A 20441-nucleotide genomic window follows, 5' to 3' on the forward strand; every position below is an offset into this window, starting at 1 on the left:
TAGGGGTCAGAAAAGGACACATATTTTACCTTTTGGTGCCGACAGACGCCATGATCCCTAGGGTTCAGCCGTCAGATACGCGCGTGTATACTGGCCGGCATTTTTACGTCTGGATGTCCTGCGCATGTCTTCGTTTCTTCCTCGTCTGATCGAATTCGCCACCCACCACTACCTGCTGGTCGGTGCCCTGGTCATCCTGCTGGTACTGCTGGCCCTGCACGAAATGCGCAAGGGCGGCCGCGCGCTGTCCACCCGCGAGCTGACTGCCATGGTCAACGCCGAGCAGGCCGTGGTGCTGGATATCCGTCCCACCAAGGAGTTCACCACCGGTCACATCGTCGGCGCGTTGAACATTCCGGCGGACAAACTGAACGCCCGCCTGAGCGAGCTGGACAAACACAAGGCCAAGACCATCATCGTGGTCGATGGCATGGGCCAGCATTCGGGCACTTGGTGCAGCGTGCTGCAGAAGGCCGGCTACACCGCCGCCAAGCTTTCCGGCGGCATCGGCAGCTGGCGTGGCGACAACCTGCCCCTGGTGAAGTGAGATGTCGTCGATCTTGATCTACACCAGCGCGTGGTGCCCTTATTGCATCCGCGCCAAAGCCCTGCTGGACAGGAAGGGTGTCGCCTACGAGGAAATCTCCGTGGACGGCAAGCCTGGCGTTCGCGCCGAGATGGCCAGCAAGGCGGGTCGGACCTCTGTGCCGCAGATCTGGATCGACGGAACCCACATCGGCGGCTGCGACGATCTTTACGCGCTGGAACGCGCGGGCAAGCTGGATACGCTGCTCTCGGCGTAATTCCTCATTCTGAAACGATGCACAAGAAGGTCCCGAAATGACTGAACAAGCCAGCAACGGCGCAGCCGAACAAGACAACAACCCGCAGTTCTCGCTGCAGCGCATCTACGTGCGCGACCTCTCCTTCGAGGCCCCCAAGGCTCCGGAAATCTTCCGCCAGGAGTGGCAGCCGGCCATTTCGATGGACCTCAACACCCGTCAGAAGCAGCTCGATGGCGACTTCTACGAAGTGGTCCTGACCGTTTCGGTGACCGTGAAGAACAACGAGGAAACCGCTTTCATCGTTGAAGTGCAGCAGGCCGGCATCTTCCTGATCAAGGGCCTGGACGCGTCCAGCATGAGCCACACCCTGGGCGCCTTCTGCCCGAACATCCTCTTCCCGTACGCCCGCGAAACCCTCGACAGCCTGGTTGTCCGTGGTTCGTTCCCGGCGCTGATGCTGTCCCCGGTGAACTTCGACGCGCTGTATGCGCAGGAAATCGCCCGCATGCAGGCATCCGGCGAGATCCCGGCCCAGTAATCACTGAGTCCGAAAAAGAAAGGCGCCTTCGGGCGCCTTTTTCTTTGCCCGCGATTCGGAGTTGGTCGAATTTCGACCAATTTCGTGTGGGACTCGGGCGGGCTTCGGCGCGCTTACCCACAGGATGGGCCGTCACTTGCTCAGGGCTGCTGGGGTAATGCAGAGGTAGGAGCGCGGCGTCCAGGGAGCGTAGGGCGGATAACCCGGAACGGGTTACCCGCTGATGCCGCGTGGCGGATCACGCTGGCGCGTTATGCGCCCCACGAGCTGCGGGCGTGTCGTGGACGGCGTCCGCTTCTACGCGGCGTTCAAGTTTGGTGCATGCGCACTAGAGGGGCGCAGAGCGGATAGGCCAGGTACCCCGGAAATCCCCGGCGCAGACTCTGGCGGGCGCTGTTTGGAATCCTCTTGGATTTCCCCGGAAAGCGCTTGTTTCGCGGCTCTCAGCCAGATTTCAAATCGCTGGATATGGCTTCCAACGGCCCGCGAGCAATCTTGGCACGCCCTCTGCAATAACCCTGACAACAGCGATTTCAGGGGCCTCGGTACAGGCAGGCTGGGGAACCCCTCTTTTACAACTTGCGAGCGTGCCGCCCTTAAGCGGTGGCCGTCGCAGCCGGTTCGGGGGTCCTGGTACAGGCAGGCCGGGAAAGCCCCCTTTTTATGCCCGCAGGCGCGCTGACGCGAGCCTCGCACCCGTTAGGGGTCCTGGTACAGGCAGGCCGGGTAAACCCCTCTTTTATGCCCGCGAACCTCCCTTCGGAATGTTCGCTTTTCGCTTCGGGGCCCCGGACCAGGCAGGCCGGGAAAACCCCGCTTTTATTCGGGCCGCGCGCTGATGGTCAGGCGCCACCGGCCCCCGGCCTCGGCGCTGTTCCAGGTGCCCTGCAGGCGCCGGGTCGACAGCAAAGTCAGCAGAACCCCGCGCTCCCCTAGTTCCAATTTCCAGCGCACCGGCGCATCGCCGATCCGCAACTGGCCCTGCTGCGCCTCCCCACTGGCATCGATCTGAACCGCCAGGACGCCATCCAGATGGCCGGCGCGAACGGCGGGCTGCGCATCCAGGGTGACTACCAATCCATCGGCAGAAGGCTCTACGGCTAGGATCCGCGGCGGTCCCTCGTGCGGCGGGTTCACCAGCCGGCCAAGCATCAGCCCCAGCAGCAGGCCGAACACGCACAGCGAAACCAGCACCTTCAACCAGGGCCTGGGCCGCATTTGCTCCTTGGCGGGAGTAGAATGCCCGCCGTTCTCAGGCTCGGAGCGCTGCATGTTCCACGTAATCCTTTTTCAACCGGAAATCCCCCCAAACACCGGCAACATTATCAGGCTGTGCGCCAACGCGGGCTGCAGCCTGCACCTGATCGAGCCGCTGGGCTTCGAGCTGGACGACAAGCGTCTGCGTCGCGCCGGGCTGGATTACCACGAGTACGCCAGCGTGCGCCGTTATGCGAGCCTGGAAGAGTGCCTGGAGCAGCTCGGCCAGCCGCGCCTGTTCGCGTTCACCACCAAGGGTTCGCAGCCGTTCCACGAAGTGGCCTATGAGCGTGGCGACGCCTTCCTGTTCGGCCCGGAAAGCCGTGGCCTGCCGGAAGAAGTGCGTGACGCCCTGCCACCGGAACAGCGCGTGCGCCTGCCGATGCGTCCTGGCTGCCGTAGCCTGAACCTGTCCAACACCGTGGCTGTGACCGTCTACGAAGCCTGGCGTCAGCACGGCTTCGCGATGGATTGAGTGTTTTCTGATCAATTCGCGCAAACCCGCGCCAGGCGGGGAGCGCAGCGGCTTGCCCCAAGCTTATCCACAGGAGGGCACACAGTGGATGTGGGCAAGCCGGAAATTCCTGCACAGAAACCACGCAAACCTCCAGGCCGCGCGTGCTCTGGGCTGTAGCACGTTCCTTCCCCGTTCCGTGCACAGTGTTATCCACAGGTTCTGGGGATGGATGTTGCCGGGATATGACCGCGTTGAGCCTGCGCATCCCCTGCGCCCGCGCTGTTTGCGGGAAGCGCGGCGCAAGAAAAAGGGGCCTTCTGGCCCCTTCGTCGTGGAAGTATTTCAGTCCTCGCCGTCGTCGTCCGGGCCGTCGATCTTCATGCCCAGCTCCTTGATCTTGCGGGTCAGGGTGTTGCGGCCCCAGCCCAGCAGCACGGCGGCATCGCGGCGGCGGCCGGCGGTGTGCTTGAGCGCGGTCTCGATCATGATCCGTTCGAAAGCCGGCACGGCGGTATCCAGCAGGCTGGATTGCCCGCGCCCCAGTGCCTGGTCGGCCCAGTGGCGCAGGGCCTGTTCCCAGTTCGCGGCCGGCACGCTGTCCTGCGGCTGGGTCATCAGCTCCGGCGGCAGGTCATCGATGTGCACCTCGCGGCCGGAGGCCATGACGGTGATCCAGCGGCAGGTGTTCTCCAGTTGGCGCACGTTGCCCGGCCAGCCGAGGTTCTTCAGGTATTCCTCGGTTTCCGGCTTGAGCAGCTTGGGTTCCACCGCCAGTTCCTGCGCGGCGCGGGAGAGGAAGTGCCGGGCCAGCGCGGGGATGTCTTCGCGGCGGTCGGCCAACCGCGGGATGTGTACGCGGATGACGTTCAGGCGGTGGAACAGGTCTTCGCGGAACTTGCCCTCGCGCACCAGGTTCTCCAGGTTCTGGTGGGTCGCGGCGATGATCCGCACGTCCACTTTCACCGGCGTATGGCCGCCCACGCGGTAGAACTCGCCGTCCGCCAGCACGCGTAGTAGGCGGGTCTGGGTGTCGGCCGGCATGTCGCCGATCTCGTCGAGGAACAGCGAGCCGCCGTCGGCCTGCTCGAAGCGTCCGCGGCGCTGGTTGGCCGCGCCGGTAAAGGCGCCTTTCTCGTGGCCGAACAGCTCGGATTCCATCAGGTCCTTGGGGATCGCCGCCATGTTCAGCGCGATGAACGGCGAGGCCGCGCGCGGGCTGTGGCGGTGAAGGGCGTGGGCGACCAGCTCCTTGCCGGTACCCGACTCGCCGTTGATCAGCACCGTGATGTTGGAGTGCGAGAGACGGCCGATGGCGCGGAACACCTCCTGCATCGCCGGCGCCTCGCCGATGATCTCCGGCGTGCGCGTCTGGTTGGCCGGCGCTTCCAGGCCCTGTTGCTCCTGAGCGTGCTGGTTGGCGCGCTTGACCAGGGAGACCGCCTCGTCGACGTCGAAGGGCTTGGGCAGGTACTCGAAGGCACCGCCCTGGTAGGAGGCCACGGCGCTGTCCAGGTCCGAGTGCGCGGTCATGATGATGACCGGCAGGCGCGGGTGCACCTCGCGGATTTGCGCCAGCAGGTCCAGGCCGCTGGAGCCGGGCATGCGGATGTCGGAGATGATCACGTCCGGCTGTTGCCGGCCCAGGCGGCTCATCACGCTATCGGCGCTGTCGAAGCTGACGGTGGTCATGCCTTCCTGTTGCAGGGCTTTTTCCAGTACCCAGCGGATGGAGCGGTCGTCGTCGACGATCCAGACGGTCTCTGATCGGCTCATGGTCAATGCACTCCTTGTTCCAGGGGCAGGAACAGACTGAATACGGTGTGGCCCGGATGGCTGTCGCATTCGATCAAGCCCTGGTGCTGGCTGATGATGTTCTGGGTAATCGCGAGGCCCAGGCCGGTGCCGTCGGCACGGCCACTGACCATCGGATAGAAGATGGTGTCCTGCAGTTCGGCCGGGATGCCCGGGCCGTTGTCCATGATCTCCACCTTGCACACCAGGCGATGGCGCGTATGGCCGATGGTGAACTGGCGCAGGGTGCGGGTGCGCAGGGTGATGCGCCCCAGCTTGAGTTCGTTCTGCGCGGTGATCGCCTGCATGGCGTTGCGCACGATGTTGAGCACGGCCTGGATCATCTGCTCGCGGTCGATCAGCAGGTCGGGGATGCTCGGGTCGTAGTCGCGCACCAGCGGGATGGTGCCCTGGGTCTCGGCCTCCACCAGGCTGCAGACGCGTTCCAGCACTTCGTGGACGTTGGTCACCGCCAGTTGCGGAAGCTTGTTGGAGCCGAGCATGCGGTCCACCAGGTTCCGCAGGCGATCGGCTTCTTCGATGATGACGTTGGTGTAGTCCTTGAGCGATTCCTCTGGCAGCTCGCGGGAAAGCAGCTGCGCCGCGCCGCGAATGCCGCCCAGCGGGTTCTTGATCTCATGGGCCAGGCCACGCACCAGCAACTTGGTGGTTTCCTGCTTGGACAGCTGTGCCTCTTCCTTGGTGATCCGCAGCAACCGGTCGCGCGGGTGGACTTCCAGCAGCAGGAGGGTGTCGCGGCGGTCGAGGATCGGCGTCACCGCGTAGTCCACGGTGATGCTCTGGCCGGTCAGTGAGGTGAGGCTCGCCTCGCGCTTGGTGAAGGGATGCGCCTCTTCCACCGCCTGGCGCAGCGACTGCAGCGCCTCGGGCGATTCGGTGAACAGCTCGCTGATGAATTGCCCGTGGCTGCGCTGGCCGCTGACCGCCAGCAGCATTTCCGCCGCGGGGTTCATGTACTCCAGGCGCAGCTCGGCATTGAGCAGGATCACCGCCGTGGTGAGATTGTCGAGCAACAGGCGGAGCTGGGTTTCTGTAGGCATGGCGTAAGAGATGTCCCAAGACTGTGCGGGAAAATGCAAAAAGCAAACCAGGCCCTGAAAAGACGCGTATTTAGCGGCATCGCGCTGATTTGCGGTGCGCAGTCGGCCGATCCGGTCAGTGGAAGTGACCCGAAATGGGGAGAGTATAGAAAGTGGTGCAGGCGTATGCACCGATATGGTGCGTTTGTCTCTGTCCACACGCCGCGTCAGCGGTCGGCGGCGGCGAGCGGGCGGGAGGCGTCCAGGTCGGCCGATTCGGCCACGGAAACGCGGAACATATGGAAGGGCTGGCTGGGCGTCTGCTCGATGGTGCGACCGAGGGTATCGATGATCTCTACCGAAAGCTGGTGGGTGCCCCGGTCGATATTGTTCAGCGGGAACACCGGGCTGCGGCCGGGCTCGCCCACAGGCTTGCCGTCCAGCAGCAGGCGGTAGAGATGCCCGGGCAGCAGGGGCGGGTCGCTGGTGGCGGAGACGATCAGCGCGCCGTCATTGGCTCGCACGGTGGCGTCCGGCTCCGGCACGATGATGCGCAGCAGCTGGTAGGCCGGAGGGCCGGGCGGCAGAGCGGGCGTGGCCGGTGCGTACAGCGGCGGTGGCATGCGCACGCCGTTGGGGGAACCGGGCTGCGAATTGATCGGCGCCAGTTGCAGTTTCTGCGCGTTGCCGCGCGGCGGCTGATCGGTGAAGACGCGATTACCTTCCTTGTCGATGTAGGTGTAGACCTCGGCGCTGGCCGACAGGCAGAACAGCGACGACAACAGGACCGCCGACAAGAGAGTCGCCAGATAGCGCATCGTCAGCCGCCCGTCCTGGGCTGGACCTTGGGTCGTTGCGGGCTGTTGGTACTGATGCGTTGCAGGGTGAAACTCACTGGGGCGCTGGTTTGAATCACCCGACTGCCCTGCAACACCTGGACTGCCAGGGTATGGTCGCCGCGGTCGATTTCCTGCAGGCCGATGCTGGTGCTGCTGGTCGGCGCGCCATAGGGCTGGCCGTCGAGCAGCAATTGCAGTTGATGGCCGCCAGCCAGGGCGGGCTGCACCACGACATTGACGATGAAGGTGCCGTTGTTCTGCCGCAGCGATTCGTCGTCCGGCAGGTTGCTCAGCGCAAGAATGGAGTAGGGAGTCGTGGCCTGGCTCTCAGTGCCGCTGTCGGCGGGGGCGGCGACCGAACCCTGCGGGCCTACGGTGTTGGTCGGCGGCAGTTCCACAGGCTTCGCGTCGACATTGGTCGGCGGCTGGTTGGTGAACACCGTATTGCCGTTGGCGTCGGTGTACTTGTAGATCTGCGCGCTGGCTGGCAATGCGGCGGCGAGCAGCAGGGCGGTGAGGATCAGGCGCATGAAGAATCTCCGGATGGTCCTGCCAAGCCTTGCACTGCCGACGGCAGCTGGCAAGTTGCCTATTGTCTTTCAGCGGGGCGCCGCACGTTGTGCGCTGCTGCTCGTGGGGGACCTTTCCTGCGTGGGACGGGTCCGAGCCAGGCGCCGGCCTCTGTATGATGCCGGCTAGCGTGATTTTCCATGTTTGTGGGGTATGCCTGTGATTCCGATTCGTTACCTGCTTCGTCAGTGGCTGTTGCTGTGCTGCCTGGGCCTCGGCTTGTCCGTTGCCGGGCCCGCGCTGGCGGCGCTTCCCGGGCCGCTGGCCGGGGTGACGGGCAGTGGCGAGGCGAAGGTCAGTGACGCTCAACTGGAGCAGTCGCTGAACCAGGTCATCAAGACCCTGGAGAACGACCAGCAGCGCGCCGACCTGCTGAAGAAGCTCAAGCAACTGCGCGATGCAACGAAGAAAAGCTCGGACGACCAGGGTGGCGTACTCGGTCTGATCGGCGACACCCTGGGCAGCCTGGAGCGCCAGTTCGAAGGTGCCAACAGCCCGATGGTGCGCTGGTCCGAACTGTTCCAGGGCGCCGGCTTCGAACTGGAGGTGCGCACCCCATCGCTGGCGGAGTGGCCGGGGATGATCCTCGATTTCGCCCTGGTCATCCTCATCTGGGCCTGCGTCGCCCTCGGCCTGCGTTGGATAGCCGGGCGGATGCGCAAGCGCTTCGGCCTGGAAGACGAGTTGCCGCAACATCCGAAGACACGCGACCTGCTGCTGTTCGCCCTGCGCAAGCTCGGCCCCTGGCTGGTGGCCTTCCTGATCACCGTCTACCTGTCCGTGGTGCTGCCCAGCTCGCTAGGCAAGCTGGTAGCAATGGTGATCGCCTACACCCTGGTGTGCGGCACGCTGTTCTCCGCGCTGTGCGTGATCTCCCTGTCGCTGCTCAGCGGCCCGCACCGCATGCGTGCGCTGGATATCCTGCGCCGCCGCGCCTTCCGCCCGCTCTGGCTGATCGGCAGCCTCGCGGCGCTGGGCGAAGTAATGCATGACCCGCGTGTGATCGAGAGCCTGGGGATGAACATCTCGCTGTTCGTTGGCTCCGTGGCGAACATCTGCGCGGCGCTGCTCACCGCACTGTTCGTCCTGCAGTTCCGCCGGCCCATCGCCCATCTGATCCGCAATCAGCCGCTGGAGCGCCGCCTCAAGCGCCGTGGCCTGAGCGATCTCGTAGAGTTCATCGGCTCGATCTGGTTCCTGCCGGTGCTGGTGCTCGTGGGCATCTCACTGTTCGCCACGATCGTCACCGCTGGCGATAGCAGCTACGCCCTGCGCCGCGCCCTGGTCTGCGCCGCCGTGGCCGTCGTGGCGATGACCGTCAACGGCCTGATCCGCCGCGCACACCAGCGCTCCGCGCGGCGCGGTGCGCGTCGCCATGCGCCGTACGTCGAGCAGCTGCAGAGCTTCGGCTACACGCTGCTGCACATCGGCAGCCTGCTGTTCTTCCTTGAGATCGGCCTGCGCGTCTGGGGCATGTCGCTGGTGCGTTTCGCTGAAGGCGACGGCTCGCAGATCAGCCTCAAGCTGTTCAGCTTCGGCACCACCCTGCTGGTCGCCTGGCTGGTCTGGATCCTCACCGACACTGCGGTGCAGCACAGCCTCGGCCTGGGCGGCAAGAGGGGTGCGAACGCCCGCGCGCTGACCATGCTGCCACTGATCCGCAACGTGCTGTTCGTGACCATCGCGGTAATCGCGCTGATCGTCGCCCTGGCCAACATGGGCATGAACGTCACGCCGTTGCTCGCCGGTGCTGGTGTCATCGGTCTGGCCATCGGCTTCGGTGCGCAATCGCTGGTGGCCGACCTGATCACCGGCCTGTTCATCATCATCGAGGACTCGTTGTCCATCGACGACTATGTCGACGTCGGTGGCCACCTTGGCACGGTGGAAGGCCTGACCATCCGCACCGTGCGCCTGCGTGACCTGGATGGCGTGGTGCACACCATCCCGTTCAGCGAGATCAAGAGCATCAAGAACTACTCGCGGCAGTTCGGCTACGCCATGTTCCGCTGGCCGGTGCCGGCGAGCATGCCGATCGACGACGCGCTGGCGCTGGTCAAGGAAGTCTCCGGCGAACTGCGCGGTGACCGAACCATCAACCGCGCCATCTGGTCGCCGCTGGAAATCCAGGGCATCGAGAGCTTCGACGCCGGCCAGGCGATCCTGCGCTTCCGCTTCAAGACCGCGCCAATCCGCCAGTGGGAAGTGCAGCGCGCCTTCAACCTGCGCCTGCGGCAGAAGCTCGACAAGGCAGGGCTGGAGCTGTCCATGCCACGCCTGAACGTGCAGCTGTCGCGCATGCGCAAATCGCGCCGCGAGGATGACGAGGAGCAGGGCGCGCCGGCGGACGGCGGGATCTGATCCAGCTGCTTCTCGTAGGGGCGAGCTTGCTCGCGAACGGGTTATTCGGCAGCTCCGGTGCCGGGCGGTTCGCGAGCAAGCTCGCTCCTACAGGTCGGTGACGCCGCACTCGCCTGTCAAAGCGCCTGTGCGCTTTCGCGAGGGCATAAAAAAGGCCTCCCGAAGGAGGCCTTAATGGTGTCGCTATTTATAGGTATTCGTGGATCAGACGCTGTAGTACAGGTCGTATTCCAGCGGGTGCACGAAGGTGCGCACCTTGATTTCTTCTTCCGACTTCAGCTCGATGTAGGCATCGATGAACTCGTCGGTGAACACGCCGCCCTTGGTCAGGAACGCACGGCCCTTGTCGAGTTCTTCCAGCGCCTCTTTCAGGCTGCCGCAAACCTGCGGGATTTCCTTCGCCTCTTCCGGCGGCAGGTCGTACAGGTTTTTGTCGGCGGCATCGCCGGGGTGAATCTTGTTCTGGATGCCGTCCAGGCCGGCCATCAGCAGAGCGGCGAAGCACAGGTAGGGGTTGGCAGCCGGGTCCGGGAAGCGCGCTTCGATGCGGCGGGCTTTCGGGCTGGATACGTACGGGATACGGATCGAGGCGGAACGGTTGCGAGCCGAGTAGGCCAGCATAACCGGGGCTTCGAAGCCCGGAACCAGACGCTTGTAGGAGTTGGTGGCCGGGTTGGTGAAGCCGTTCAGGGCCTTGCCGTGCTTGATGATGCCGCCGATGAAGTACAGAGCGGTATCGGACAGACCGGCATAGCCTTCGCCAGCGAAGGTGTTCTTGCCATCCTTGGAGATGGACATGTGAACGTGCATGCCCGAGCCGTTGTCGCCGTACAGCGGCTTCGGCATGAAGGTCACGGTCTTGCCGTAGGCGTCGGCTACGTTGTGGATGCAGTACTTCAGGGTCTGAACTTCGTCAGCCTTGGCAACCAGGGTGTTGAACTTCACGCCGATTTCGTTCTGGCCGGCAGTCGCCACTTCGTGGTGGTGAACTTCGATGACCAGGCCCATTTCTTCCATGGCGTTACACATGGCGGTACGGATTTCGTGGTCGTGGTCGACCGGCGGTACCGGGAAGTAGCCGCCCTTGACGCCCGGACGGTGACCTTTGTTGCCGGTCTCGATGTCAGCGTCGGTGTTCCAGGAAGCCTGCTCGGAGAAGATCTTGAACATCGAGCCGGAGATATCGGACTTGAACTTCACTTCGTCGAAGATGAAGAACTCCGGCTCCGGGCCGACGAATACGGTGTCACCGATACCGGTGGACTTCAGGTACTCCTCGGCGCGCTTGGCGATGTTGCGCGGGTCGCGCTCGTAGCCTTGCATGGTGCTCGGCTCGATGATGTCGCAAACGATGATCAGGGTCGGCTCTTCGGTGAACGGGTCGAGCACGGCGGTGCTGTCGTCCGGGAGCAGGATCATGTCGGAGGCTTCGATGCCCTTCCAGCCTTCGATGGAGGAGCCATCGAACATCTTGCCGGCTTCGAAGAACTCGTCGTCCAGCGCATCGCGGGCGGGCATGGTGACGTGCTGCTGCTTGCCTTTGGTATCGGTGAAGCGCAGGTCAACCCACTTCACGTCATGATCTTTGATCAGTTGTTGCGACTTGTACGACATGCTGTCCTCCAGGAGGGATTAGAGCTGGGAGCTTTCTGTGCCCCAGTATCGGGTGATGCCGGCCGGCATAGTCGGCCAGGGCAACCTGCCTCACAAGAGAGCAAGTTGCGTGCCAGTGCCCGTAAATGGGCAGGGGCCCTGAAATCACGGGGTGTAGCGGGTGTTACAGAGAATTGCGCAATAATAGTGCACCGCTTTGGTGCTTCATCGTGGTGCGCCAGTCCATTTTGGTGCGCAAAAAAGAAAGTCTTCGATTTCTGCTCAAGTCTTGAGCAATTTCGGATATAATTCCGCCCCTTTTTTTCAGTCCCATGGCAATCGCCCGATCCGCATGAAACTCATCGTCAAGGTCTTCCAGGAAATCACCATCAAGAGCCGGCCGGTGCGCAAGCGCTTCATCCGCCAGCTGGCGAAGAACATTCGCACGGTGCTCCGCGACCTCGACCCCGAGCTGCTGGTCGAAGGCGAGTGGGACAACCTCGAGGTCGAGACCAAGGTCACCGATCCCAAGGTCCTGCGCGAGATGATCGAGCGCCTGACCTGCACGCCAGGCATCGGCCACTTCCTGGAAGTGCACGAATACCCGCTGGGCGATTTCGACGACATCCTCGAGAAGTGCAAGGCCCACTTTGGTGACAAGCTGCCGGGCAAGGTCTTCTCCATGCGCTGCAAGCGCGCCGGCAAGCACCCCTTCACCTCCATCGACGTGGAACGCTACGTCGGCGGTGGCCTTCGCCAGCATTGCGGCGCGGCGGGCGTCTCGCTGAAGAACCCGGAAGTGGAAGTGCGCGTGGAAATCCGCCACGACCGCCTCTACGTGATTCACGCCCAGCATGATGGCCTGGGTGGCTACCCGTTGGGTGCGCTGGAGCAGGTGCTGGTGCTGATGTCCGGTGGTTTCGACTCCACCGTGGCGGCCTACCAGATGATGCGCCGCGGCATGATCAGCCACTTCGTGTTCTTCAACCTCGGTGGCCGTGCCCACGAGCTGGGCGTGATGGAAGTCGCGCACTACCTGTGGAAGAAGTACGGCAGCTCCCAGCGCGTGCTGTTCGTCAGCGTGCCCTTCGAGGAAGTGGTCGGCGAGATTCTCACCAAGGTCGACGACAGCTACATGGGCGTGACCTTGAAGCGCATGATGCTGCGCGCCGCCAGCCGAGTGGCCGAGCGCCTGGAGATCGACGCGCTGGTGACCGGTGAGGCGATTTCCCAGGTGTCCAGCCAGACCCTGCCGAACCTCTCGGTGATCGACCGGGTGACTGACACCCTGGTCCTGCGCCCGCTGATCGTCAGCCACAAGCAGGACATCATCGACACCGCCACGCAGATCGGCACCGCCGAGTTCGCCAAGCACATGCCAGAATATTGCGGTGTGATCTCGGTGAACCCGACCACCCAGGCCAAGCCATACCGCGTCGACCACGAAGAAACCAAGTTCGACATGGCCGTGCTCGACCGCGCCCTTGAGCGTTCCACCCAGATGACCGTCGATCGCGTGATCGACGAGCTGGGCAAGGACCTCGCGGTGGAAATGGTCGACGAAGTGCTGGCCGGCCAGATCGTCGTGGACATCCGTCACCCGGATGCCCAGGAAGATGAACCGCTGGCCATCGAGGGCATCGAAGTCCTGGCCATGCCGTTCTACGCGATCAACAGCAAGTTCAAGGAACTGGACCCCAACCGCCAGTACCTCCTGTATTGCGACAAGGGCGTGATGAGTCGCCTGCACGCCCACCACCTGGTCAACGAAGGGCACACCAATGTGCGTGTTTACCGTCCGCAATAAAGGCGCGGACCAACGCCGCCAGCCCGGACTGTTCGGCGGCAGTATCCGCCACCGACCTCCCGACACATTCGGTGCGTAGGCTCACGCCCTGACCTTTTGCACCGCCGCGCCACGGCCCGGCCCCCGCTGCCGAATACGGCGGCCGAAGATTCACTATCGAGACTGACACTGTGATCGAAAAACTGCGCAACATCGCCATCATCGCCCACGTCGACCATGGCAAGACCACCCTCGTAGACAAGCTCCTGCGCCTGTCCGGCACCCTCGACCGCAAAGAGGCGGAAAACGAGCGCGTGATGGACTCCAACGACCAGGAAAAAGAGCGTGGCATTACCATTCTGGCGAAGAACACCGCCCTGAAATGGAACGACTACAGCATCAACATCGTCGACACCCCCGGCCACGCCGACTTCGGCGGCGAGGTTGAGCGCGTGATGTCCATGGTCGACTCCGTACTGCTGGTGGTCGACGCCCAGGACGGCCCCATGCCGCAGACCCGCTTCGTGACCCAGAAGGCCTTCAAGGCCGGCCTGCGCCCGATCGTCGTGGTGAACAAGATCGACCGTCCGGGCGCGCGTCCTGACTGGGTCATCGACCAGATCTTCGACCTGTTCGACAACCTCGGCGCCACCGACGAGCAGCTGGACTTCCCGATCGTCTACGCCAGTGCCCTGAACGGCATCGCCGGCATGGACCACGAGAAGATGGACGACAACATGGACGCGCTGTTCCAGGCGATCATCGACCACGTCCCGGCGCCGAAAGTCGACGTCGACGGCCCGTTCCAGATGCAGATCTCCCAGCTGGACTACAACAGCTTCCTCGGCGTGATTGGCATCGGCCGTATCGCCCGCGGCAAGGTCAAGACCAACACCCCGGTCGTGGCCATCAGCGACGACGGCACCAAGCGCAACGGCCGCATCCTGAAGATCATGGGTCACTCGGGCCTGCAGCGCGTCGAAGTCGCTGAAGCCGAAGCCGGCGACATCGTCTGCGTCTCGGGCATGGACGAGCTGTACATCTCCGACACCCTGTGCGACCCGCAGAACGTCGAAGCGCGTCCGCCGCTGACCGTCGACCAGCCGACCGTGAGCATGACCTTCCAGGTCAACGACTCGCCGTTCGCCGGTAAAGAAGGCAAGTTCGTCACCAGCCGCAACATCAAGGACCGTCTGGACAAGGAACTGCTGCACAACGTGGCCCTGCGCGTCGAGCAAGGCGACTCCCCGGAGAAATTCAAGGTTTCCGGCCGTGGCGAACTGCACCTCTCGGTACTGATCGAAACCATGCGCCGTGAAGGCTTCGAGCTGGCCGTAGGCCGTCCGGAAGTGGTCATCATCGAGACCGCCGAAGGCGAGAAGCAGGAGCCTTACGAGAACGTCACCATCGACATCGAAGAGCAGCACCAGGGCTCGGTGATGGAACAGATGGGCCTGCGCAAGGGCGATCTGACCAACATGATCCCCGACGGCAAGGGCCGTGTGCGCCTGGAATACACCATCCCGGCGCGCGGCTTGATCGGCTTCCGTAACAACTTCCTGACCCTGACCTCGGGCACCGGCATCCTGACCTCGACCTTCAGCCACTACGGCCCGATCAAGGCAGGCGAAGTGACCAACCGTCAGAACGGCGTACTGGTCTCCATGGCTACCGGCACCGCGCTGACCTACTCGCTGGAAACCCTGCAAAGCCGCGGCAAGCTGTTCCTCGGCCCAGGCGACGAGATCTACGAAGGCCAGCTGGCCGGCATCAACAGCCGTGACAACGACCTGGTGATCAACCCCACCAAAGGCAAGAAGCTCGACAACATGCGCGCTTCGGGCAAGGACGAAGTCATCGCCCTGGTTCCGCCGATCCGCTTCACCCTGGAGCAGGCGCTGGAATTCATCGCTGATGACGAGCTGGTGGAAGTGACGCCGAAGTCGATCCGTCTGCGCAAGAAAATGCTCAACGAGAACGACCGCAAGCGCTACGAACGCGCCAAGGTCTGATCGATCAGCAGTGAAAAAGCCGGGCTCATGCCCGGCTTTTTTTTGCCTGTCGCAAGGCGCGGGCGCTTTTCGTAGGGCGAGTCACCCGGCGGCCTCAGTGCTCGCGAACGGATCGCCTGACAGCGCTGGCGCTGGACGGGATGGCACTGGGCAGTAAATCGAAGCGCGTCACGTGGCTGGAAGGGGGCGTCGCGGCGTCTGATCCTGTGAAGCTGAGAGATAGTGAACGCAGGCCAGGGACTTGGGCCGATATACTCAGCCTCCCGGACCTTGCCGTCCGGGTCGGGATGGACTCGCACAGAACCTCAAGGATTCGAAAGCATGCAATGGATTTTCATGCTGGTCGGCCTGGTCATCGGCGCCGCTGCGGGCGAGTCGATCACCGGGGCGGTATTGGGCGCGGTGGTTGGCCTCGCACTGGGGCAGACCTTCGCGCTGCATAGCCTGCAGCGGGAGAACGCGAGCCTTCGCGGTGAGCTGAAGGCCTTCGGCGAGCGCTTTGACCAGGGCACCAAGGCGCTATATGAGCGCCTGCTGCAGGTGGAACGTGGCACGAGCGGACAGACGCCGCCGGCCAGCGTCGAGCACGTTGCGCCGCAAATGCCGGCCGCACAGGACGTGCCCGAGCCCGAGACACCTGTCAGCGAACCTGCTGCTGCCGAGCTGGAGTGGAACATCGAACTGCCCACCGACGAGCTGGCGCCGACTCCGGCGGCTGCCGCGCGGGTAGAGGCGCCCATCGAGTGGTTCGACCTGGTGCTCGAACCGATGCAAAGGCCTGCCTCCCTGGCTCGCGCCGAGGAGTCCGAGGCCCAGCAGCCGGCGCCTTCCGCACCACCGCTGCCGCCATCTCCGCCCGTGCCTTCCCTGTTCGACCGCGCCTTCGGCGCCGCCCGCGACTGGCTGCTGGGCGGCAACACCGTGCTGCGCGTCGGCGTTGTGCTGCTGTTCCTCGGCCTGGCCTTCCTGCTGCGCTACGCCACCGAAGGCATGACCATGCCGCCGCAAGGCCCCTACATCGGCACCGCCGCCGCCGCGTTGGCGCTGCTCGGGCTCGGTTGGTGGCTGCGTCACCGGCGCCCGGCCTATGCATTGATCCTCCAGGGCACCGGCGTCGCCGTGCTCTACCTGACGGTGTTCGCCAGCATCAAGCTGTACCCGGCGATGAACCATGGCGAAGTGCTGATCGATCCGAAGGCCGGCTTCGTGCTGCTGGTGGCGGTCACCCTGTTCTCGGCGATTCTCGCCATCCTGCAGGACGCCGTGGGCCTTGCCGCCGCCGCGGCGCTGGGCGGTTTCGCCGCGCCGATCCTGGCGTCCACCGGCGGTGGCAGCCACGTCGCGTTGTTCAGCTACTTCGCCCTGCTCAATGCCGGCATCTTCGCCATCGCTTGGTTCAAGGCCTGGCGAATGCTTAACCTGATCGGTTTCTTCGGCACCTTCGGTATCGGTCTGGCCTGGGGGCTGCGGTCATACAAGCCGGAGCTGCTCGGCACGACCGAGCCGTTCCTGATCCTGTTCTTCCTCACCTACGTCGCCATCGGTCTGCTGTTCGCCCGCCGTCGCCTGCGCGAGGCGACTGGCGAGCCGGAGGATGATTCCCGCGAGGCGCTGCTGCGCTGGTCGGCGCGGCAGACCGACTACGTCGACGGCACCGTGCTGTTCGGCACGCCGCTGGTGGGCTTCGGTCTGCAATACGGGATCATCCAGCATCTGGAGTTCGGCGCGGCGTTCAGCGCCTTGGCGCTGGGCCTGTTCTACATGGTGCTCGCTCGCCTCCTGGCCGAGCGCACCGCCGGCCGTGCGCTGCTGCTGGTGGAAGCCTGTCTGGCGCTGGGCGTAGTGTTCGGCACGCTGGCGATCCCGCTGGGCCTGGATGCACGCTGGACCTCCGCCGCCTGGGCTGTGGAAGGCGCCGGCATCTTCTGGCTCGGCTTGCGCCAACAGCGGCCGCTGGCGCGGATTTTCGCCTTGCTGCTGCAAATTGGTGCGGCACTGGCCTTCCTCGGCGAACTGCGCGCCGCCCCGCAGTCGCTGACGCTGCTCGACGGCGCGCCGCTGGGTGCGCTGATGCTCGGCTTGGCGCTGCTGTTCAGCTTCTGGAATCTGCGCAATGCCGATGCGCAAACCCTGCGCAGTTGGGAGCCGAATGCCTGCCCGGTGCTGGCGGCCTTCGGCCTCGCCTTCCTCTACCTGATCGCGCCGCTGCTGATGGGCGCGGACGGCACGGCCATGAGCTGGGCCGTGGCCGGTCTGGCGACCCTGTTCGCCGCGCTGCGCCTGCGCTCGCGCACCGTCCTGGCCTGTGCCTTTGCGGTGCAATTGCTGGGCGGTGCGGTGTTCCTCCTGCATCTGCATGGCGCGCAGGAGGGCAGTGGTGTGCTCGGCTCGGGTTGGCGCGGGCTGGTGACTGCCTCGCTGATCGGCCTGGCGCTGATCGCTGCCATGCTGATCGCCGCGCGCGATCCCCTGGTGCGTGACGACCGCCGGTTGATGCTCGGCCTGAGTGTGGTTCTGCTGCTGGGCCTGGCCTTTATCAACCTCGCCGTACTCTTCGTGCTGCCGTGGCAGACCGCCGCCGCCGTCTGGGCCGGCAGCGGCCTGCTGATCCTCTGGCTGAGCCTGCAATTGCAGCAGCGCGCGGCCTTCGTCTTCGGCCTGGTGCTGCAGGTGATCGGTGCCGGGGCCTTCCTGCTCGGCGGCTCGGCACTGTTTGGCGACTTGCCCAGCGAGGGTCTGAAACCGCTGGCGCACATGGGCTTCTGGACACCTACGGTGCTGGCGCTGGCCGCGCTGGTTGGCGCCTGGCGCCTGCACCGGGCCAGCGAACGCGAGCGCAACCTGGCGCTGGGTGGCCTTGGCCTGGAGCAGTTGTCGCAGCTGCTGCTGGTGTGGGGCGCCGGTTGGTGGGCGCTGACCGCGTTGTGGGAGATCGCCCGCTTCGTGCCCGGCGAGATGCGAGAGCACGTGGCACTGCTGGTGGCGGCAATCAGCGTCGGCCTCTGGTCGCTGCTGGCGCGTCGCGAGCAATGGCGCGCGCTGGCGCTGCTGTGCCTGGCGCTGGTGCCGGTGTCGCTGGTGGCGCTGGCCAGCGCCTGGAACCCGCAGTACCTCCCGCTGGCCGAACTGGGCTGGCTCGGCTGGCTGCTGGTGTTCGCGGTGCACTTCTTCACCCTGCGCCGACTGGCTGCACTGCTGCCGCACCGTGCTGCGCAGGCGGCCCATGTGCTGGGCTGCTGGCTGATCCTCGGCGTGCTGGCGCTGGAACTGCGCTACCTGTTCTTCGCCCTGGCCGAGCATTACAACGCCTGGCGCTGGCTGGGCTGGGCGCTGGTGCCGAGCCTGTTCCTCATCCTCATGGGTGGGGTCGCACGCCTGCCGTGGCCGGTGGCGGCCTTCGAGCGTGAGTACCGCGCCATCGCCGCCGCCCCGGTAGCCCTGGCGCTGCTGGGCTGGTTCTGGCTGGTCAACCTGTTCAGCAACGGAGCGGCTGACCCGCTGCCCTACCTGCCGCTGGTGAACCCGCTGGAGCTGGGCATGCTCATCGTGCTGGCGGCGATCTTCCAGTGGACGCGCCTGGGCCTGCCGCAACTGGGCGTGGCCGAGTCGACCCTGCGCCTGCCGGTGCAGGCGGTGCTCGGCGCTTCGCTGTTCGCCCTGCTGACCATGGCCGTGTGCCGCACGGCGCACCACTGGGGCGGCGTGCCGTTCGAGTTCGACTCGCTGAGCCAGTCGATGCTGGTGCAGGCCGGGCTGTCCATCGTCTGGGCGCTGATCGCCCTGGGCCTGATGATCGCCGGGCATCTGCGTGGCCGCCGCGACTTCTGGCTGGTCGGTGCGGTGCTGCTGGTCGTAGTGGTGATCAAGCTGTTCCTCGTCGACCGCGCCAGCGGCGGCAGCCTGGAACGCATCATTTCCTTCATCGGCGTCGGCGTGCTGATGCTGATCGTTGGCTACTTCGCGCCGCTGCCGCCGCGCCGGCCGGTGCCTGAAGAGCAACCGCAACAGGAGCAACCCTCCGCATGAAGCTCAATACCCTCGTTCTGCTCGCAGGTGCCTGCCTGTTGGGCAACCAGGCCAGTGCCGCGCCCACGCCGGCGGACTTCGCCAACCGCGTTCCGCTGGAAGTGTCCGGCGACGGTCCGTGGTACCGCGTGCAATTGCCCATCGAGGTGCTGTTCGCGGCCCGCCATGGCGACTTGCGCGACGTACGCATCTTCAACGCCGAAGGCGAGGCGCTGCCCTACAGCCTGCGCTCCAGTGCGGCCAGCGAGAAGGAGGTGCGCAGCGAAGTGCAGGCGCGCATCTTCCCGCTGCGCGGTGCTTCCGGCAGCGCGGCCGGCGACAACCTGAAGATCGTCCGCAGCACCACCGGCACCATCCTCGAAATCACCCCGAACGCGCCTGCCCAGGACAAGACCCAGGTCCTGCGCGGCTGGCTGCTGGAAACCGGTTCCGGCGATTTGCCGCTGGATCGCTTGCAGCTGGACTGGACGGCGGACAGCGACGGCTTCCAGCGCCTGCGCATCGAGGCCAGCGACGACCTGGAGCACTGGCGTTCCCTGGGGGAAGGGCAGCTGGCGCGGCTGGATTTCAACGGCCAACGCATCGAACAGAACGACATCGCGCTGCCCGGCCAGGCGGCGCGCTATCTGCGCCTTTGGTGGGAGTCGCCGGAGCAGGCCGCGCAACTGGTCGGCGCCACGCTCAGCGGCAGCCGCAGCAGTAGCGGCCCGGTACCGATGCTCTGGTCCGAGCCGCTGGCGGCCAAGGCCGACAACAACGGCGACTTCAGCTGGAGCCTGCCGCTGGCGCTGCCAGTGGAGCGCGTGCGGATTCCCCTGCAGCAGGACAACACCCTGGCGCCGGTGGTGATCTCCGGCCGCCATGACGGCAATGTGCAGTGGACTCCCCTGACGCGCGGCGTGCTGTATCGCCTGCCGGGGCAGGGCGGAGAAATCACCCAGGAAGAGCTGGAACTGCCCGGCACCACCCTGGGCGAGCTGCGCTTGCAGGTGGATTCGCGCGGCGGCGGCCTGGGCGGTTCGACGGCGCATCTGAGCGTGGGGGTTCGTGCCAGCGAGCTGGTATTCCTCGCCCGCGGAGGCGCGCCTTACGAACTGGCGGTGGGCGGCAGCTCCATCAGCGATGGCAGCCTGCCGCTGACCACCCTGGTGCCGGGCTACGAGCCCAAGCGCCTGGCGAGCATGGGCGAAGCGCGGCTCAAGGGCACTCTTCAAGCGCCGGCGACACAATTGCCGGCGAATACAGCCAAGGTTGATGCCCACTGGAAACGCTACGGTCTTTGGGCGTTGCTGCTGGCAGGCGTCGGCCTGCTCGCGCTGATGGCGCTGAGCCTGTTGCGAAGCAATCGTCAGGCGCGCTGATCGACGCGGATCGCCGCAAGATAGG

15 protein-coding genes are annotated in these 20441 nt (G+C 65.0%); 9 read left to right on the forward strand and 6 right to left on the reverse strand.

The features are described from left to right. Positions 1-124 precede the first annotated feature (124 nt). From ACIPK7_RS21270 to secB, 3 genes are read left to right on the forward strand one after another with little or no spacing between them, the layout of a single operon-like run. Positions 125-547: a rhodanese-like domain-containing protein gene (locus ACIPK7_RS21270; RefSeq protein WP_401089995.1), complete on the forward strand. Its 423-nt coding sequence runs from the start codon at positions 125-127 to the stop codon at positions 545-547. Position 548: 1 nt separating this feature from the next. Continuing rightward, entirely contained in the window at positions 549-803 is a 255-nt protein-coding gene (grxC, locus tag ACIPK7_RS21275) for a glutaredoxin 3 (protein ID WP_192433077.1), read from the forward strand. Positions 804-840: 37 nt separating this feature from the next. Next, positions 841-1323, forward strand: coding sequence for a protein-export chaperone SecB (gene secB / locus ACIPK7_RS21280; RefSeq protein ID WP_024762250.1), 483 nt, complete (start codon positions 841-843; stop codon positions 1321-1323). An 819-nt stretch (positions 1324-2142) separates the two neighbouring features. Here the strand turns inward: secB and ACIPK7_RS21285 are convergent. After that, positions 2143-2595, reverse strand: coding sequence for a hypothetical protein (locus ACIPK7_RS21285; RefSeq protein ID WP_401089997.1), 453 nt, complete (start codon positions 2593-2595; stop codon positions 2143-2145). On the opposite strand from ACIPK7_RS21285, the gene trmL reads away from it, so the two are divergent. After that, positions 2594-3055 carry a tRNA (uridine(34)/cytosine(34)/5-carboxymethylaminomethyluridine(34)-2'-O)-methyltransferase TrmL gene (gene trmL / locus ACIPK7_RS21290; RefSeq protein ID WP_081515348.1) on the forward strand — a complete coding sequence of 154 codons (462 nt, stop codon included), beginning with the start codon at positions 2594-2596 and terminating at the stop codon, positions 3053-3055. The genes ACIPK7_RS21285 and trmL overlap by 2 nt on opposite strands. A 324-nt stretch (positions 3056-3379) precedes the next feature. On the opposite strand, the gene ntrC is transcribed toward trmL, so the two are convergent. The 4 genes from ntrC to ACIPK7_RS21310 form a co-directional block, all read right to left on the reverse strand. Then, on the reverse strand, positions 3380-4810 hold the full coding sequence (gene ntrC, locus ACIPK7_RS21295) for a two-component system response regulator NtrC (protein WP_192433076.1): 1431 nt from the start codon (positions 4808-4810) through the stop codon (positions 3380-3382). A 2-nt stretch (positions 4811-4812) separates the two neighbouring features. Continuing rightward, on the reverse strand, positions 4813-5889 hold the full coding sequence (gene glnL, locus ACIPK7_RS21300; RefSeq protein ID WP_192433075.1) for a nitrogen regulation protein NR(II): 1077 nt from the start codon (positions 5887-5889) through the stop codon (positions 4813-4815). Positions 5890-6095: 206 nt separating this feature from the next. Then, positions 6096-6686 carry a DUF4124 domain-containing protein gene (locus tag ACIPK7_RS21305; protein ID WP_192433074.1) on the reverse strand — a complete coding sequence of 197 codons (591 nt, stop codon included), beginning with the start codon at positions 6684-6686 and terminating at the stop codon, positions 6096-6098. 2 nt (positions 6687-6688) lie between these two features. Beyond that, positions 6689-7237, reverse strand: a complete 549-nt coding sequence (locus tag ACIPK7_RS21310; RefSeq protein WP_401090000.1) for a DUF4124 domain-containing protein — start codon at positions 7235-7237, stop codon at positions 6689-6691. 193 nt (positions 7238-7430) lie between these two features. On the opposite strand from ACIPK7_RS21310, the gene ACIPK7_RS21315 reads away from it, so the two are divergent. Continuing rightward, complete coding sequence (locus ACIPK7_RS21315) at positions 7431-9638, forward strand: mechanosensitive ion channel family protein (protein WP_401090002.1); 2208 nt, start codon at positions 7431-7433, stop codon at positions 9636-9638. A gap of 204 nt (positions 9639-9842) precedes the next feature. Here ACIPK7_RS21315 and glnA read toward each other — a convergent pair whose 3' ends face one another. After that, complete coding sequence (glnA, locus tag ACIPK7_RS21320) at positions 9843-11252, reverse strand: glutamate--ammonia ligase (protein ID WP_045215805.1); 1410 nt, start codon at positions 11250-11252, stop codon at positions 9843-9845. A gap of 331 nt (positions 11253-11583) precedes the next feature. Between glnA and thiI the strand changes: the two genes are divergently transcribed. The 4 genes from thiI (at position 11584) to ACIPK7_RS21340 (ending at position 20416) form a co-directional block, all read left to right on the forward strand. Continuing rightward, the gene (gene thiI, locus ACIPK7_RS21325; RefSeq protein WP_401090004.1) at positions 11584-13038 is read left to right on the forward strand and encodes a tRNA uracil 4-sulfurtransferase ThiI; all 1455 of its coding nucleotides are present in this window, start codon (positions 11584-11586) and stop codon (positions 13036-13038) included. Between the two features lie 170 nt (positions 13039-13208). Then, positions 13209-15029, forward strand: coding sequence for a translational GTPase TypA (gene typA / locus ACIPK7_RS21330; protein ID WP_138523659.1), 1821 nt, complete (start codon positions 13209-13211; stop codon positions 15027-15029). Positions 15030-15350: 321 nt separating this feature from the next. Beyond that, positions 15351-19055 (forward strand): DUF2339 domain-containing protein, encoded by a 3705-nt coding sequence (locus ACIPK7_RS21335; protein WP_401090006.1) that lies wholly within the window; start codon positions 15351-15353, stop codon positions 19053-19055. Next, entirely contained in the window at positions 19052-20416 is a 1365-nt protein-coding gene (locus ACIPK7_RS21340) for a DUF3999 domain-containing protein (RefSeq protein ID WP_401090008.1), read from the forward strand. Before ACIPK7_RS21335 ends, ACIPK7_RS21340 begins: the two co-directional genes overlap by 4 nt. The last annotated feature ends 25 nt before the right edge of the window (positions 20417-20441 follow it).

The sequence above is a fragment of the Pseudomonas sp. NPDC086581 genome (assembly GCF_044746165.1).
In the GTDB taxonomy this organism is placed as follows: domain Bacteria; phylum Pseudomonadota; class Gammaproteobacteria; order Pseudomonadales; family Pseudomonadaceae; genus Pseudomonas.

What these genes read in the sequence shown, in the direction of transcription:
- ACIPK7_RS21270 (WP_401089995.1), top strand. Translation starts at nt 125, where the DNA reads ATGTCTTCGTTTCTTCCTCGTCTGATCGAATTCGCCACCCACCACTAC.
- grxC (WP_192433077.1), top strand. Translation starts at nt 549, where the DNA reads ATGTCGTCGATCTTGATCTACACCAGCGCGTGGTGCCCTTATTGCATC.
- secB (WP_024762250.1), top strand. Translation starts at nt 841, where the DNA reads ATGACTGAACAAGCCAGCAACGGCGCAGCCGAACAAGACAACAACCCG.
- trmL (WP_081515348.1), top strand. Translation starts at nt 2,594, where the DNA reads ATGTTCCACGTAATCCTTTTTCAACCGGAAATCCCCCCAAACACCGGC.
- ACIPK7_RS21285 (WP_401089997.1), bottom strand. Translation starts at nt 2,595, where the DNA reads ATGCAGCGCTCCGAGCCTGAGAACGGCGGGCATTCTACTCCCGCCAAG.
- ntrC (WP_192433076.1), bottom strand. Translation starts at nt 4,810, where the DNA reads ATGAGCCGATCAGAGACCGTCTGGATCGTCGACGACGACCGCTCCATC.
- glnL (WP_192433075.1), bottom strand. Translation starts at nt 5,889, where the DNA reads ATGCCTACAGAAACCCAGCTCCGCCTGTTGCTCGACAATCTCACCACG.
- ACIPK7_RS21305 (WP_192433074.1), bottom strand. Translation starts at nt 6,686, where the DNA reads ATGCGCTATCTGGCGACTCTCTTGTCGGCGGTCCTGTTGTCGTCGCTG.
- ACIPK7_RS21310 (WP_401090000.1), bottom strand. Translation starts at nt 7,237, where the DNA reads ATGCGCCTGATCCTCACCGCCCTGCTGCTCGCCGCCGCATTGCCAGCC.
- ACIPK7_RS21315 (WP_401090002.1), top strand. Translation starts at nt 7,431, where the DNA reads ATGCCTGTGATTCCGATTCGTTACCTGCTTCGTCAGTGGCTGTTGCTG.
- glnA (WP_045215805.1), bottom strand. Translation starts at nt 11,252, where the DNA reads ATGTCGTACAAGTCGCAACAACTGATCAAAGATCATGACGTGAAGTGG.
- thiI (WP_401090004.1), top strand. Translation starts at nt 11,584, where the DNA reads ATGAAACTCATCGTCAAGGTCTTCCAGGAAATCACCATCAAGAGCCGG.
- ACIPK7_RS21335 (WP_401090006.1), top strand. Translation starts at nt 15,351, where the DNA reads ATGCAATGGATTTTCATGCTGGTCGGCCTGGTCATCGGCGCCGCTGCG.
- ACIPK7_RS21340 (WP_401090008.1), top strand. Translation starts at nt 19,052, where the DNA reads ATGAAGCTCAATACCCTCGTTCTGCTCGCAGGTGCCTGCCTGTTGGGC.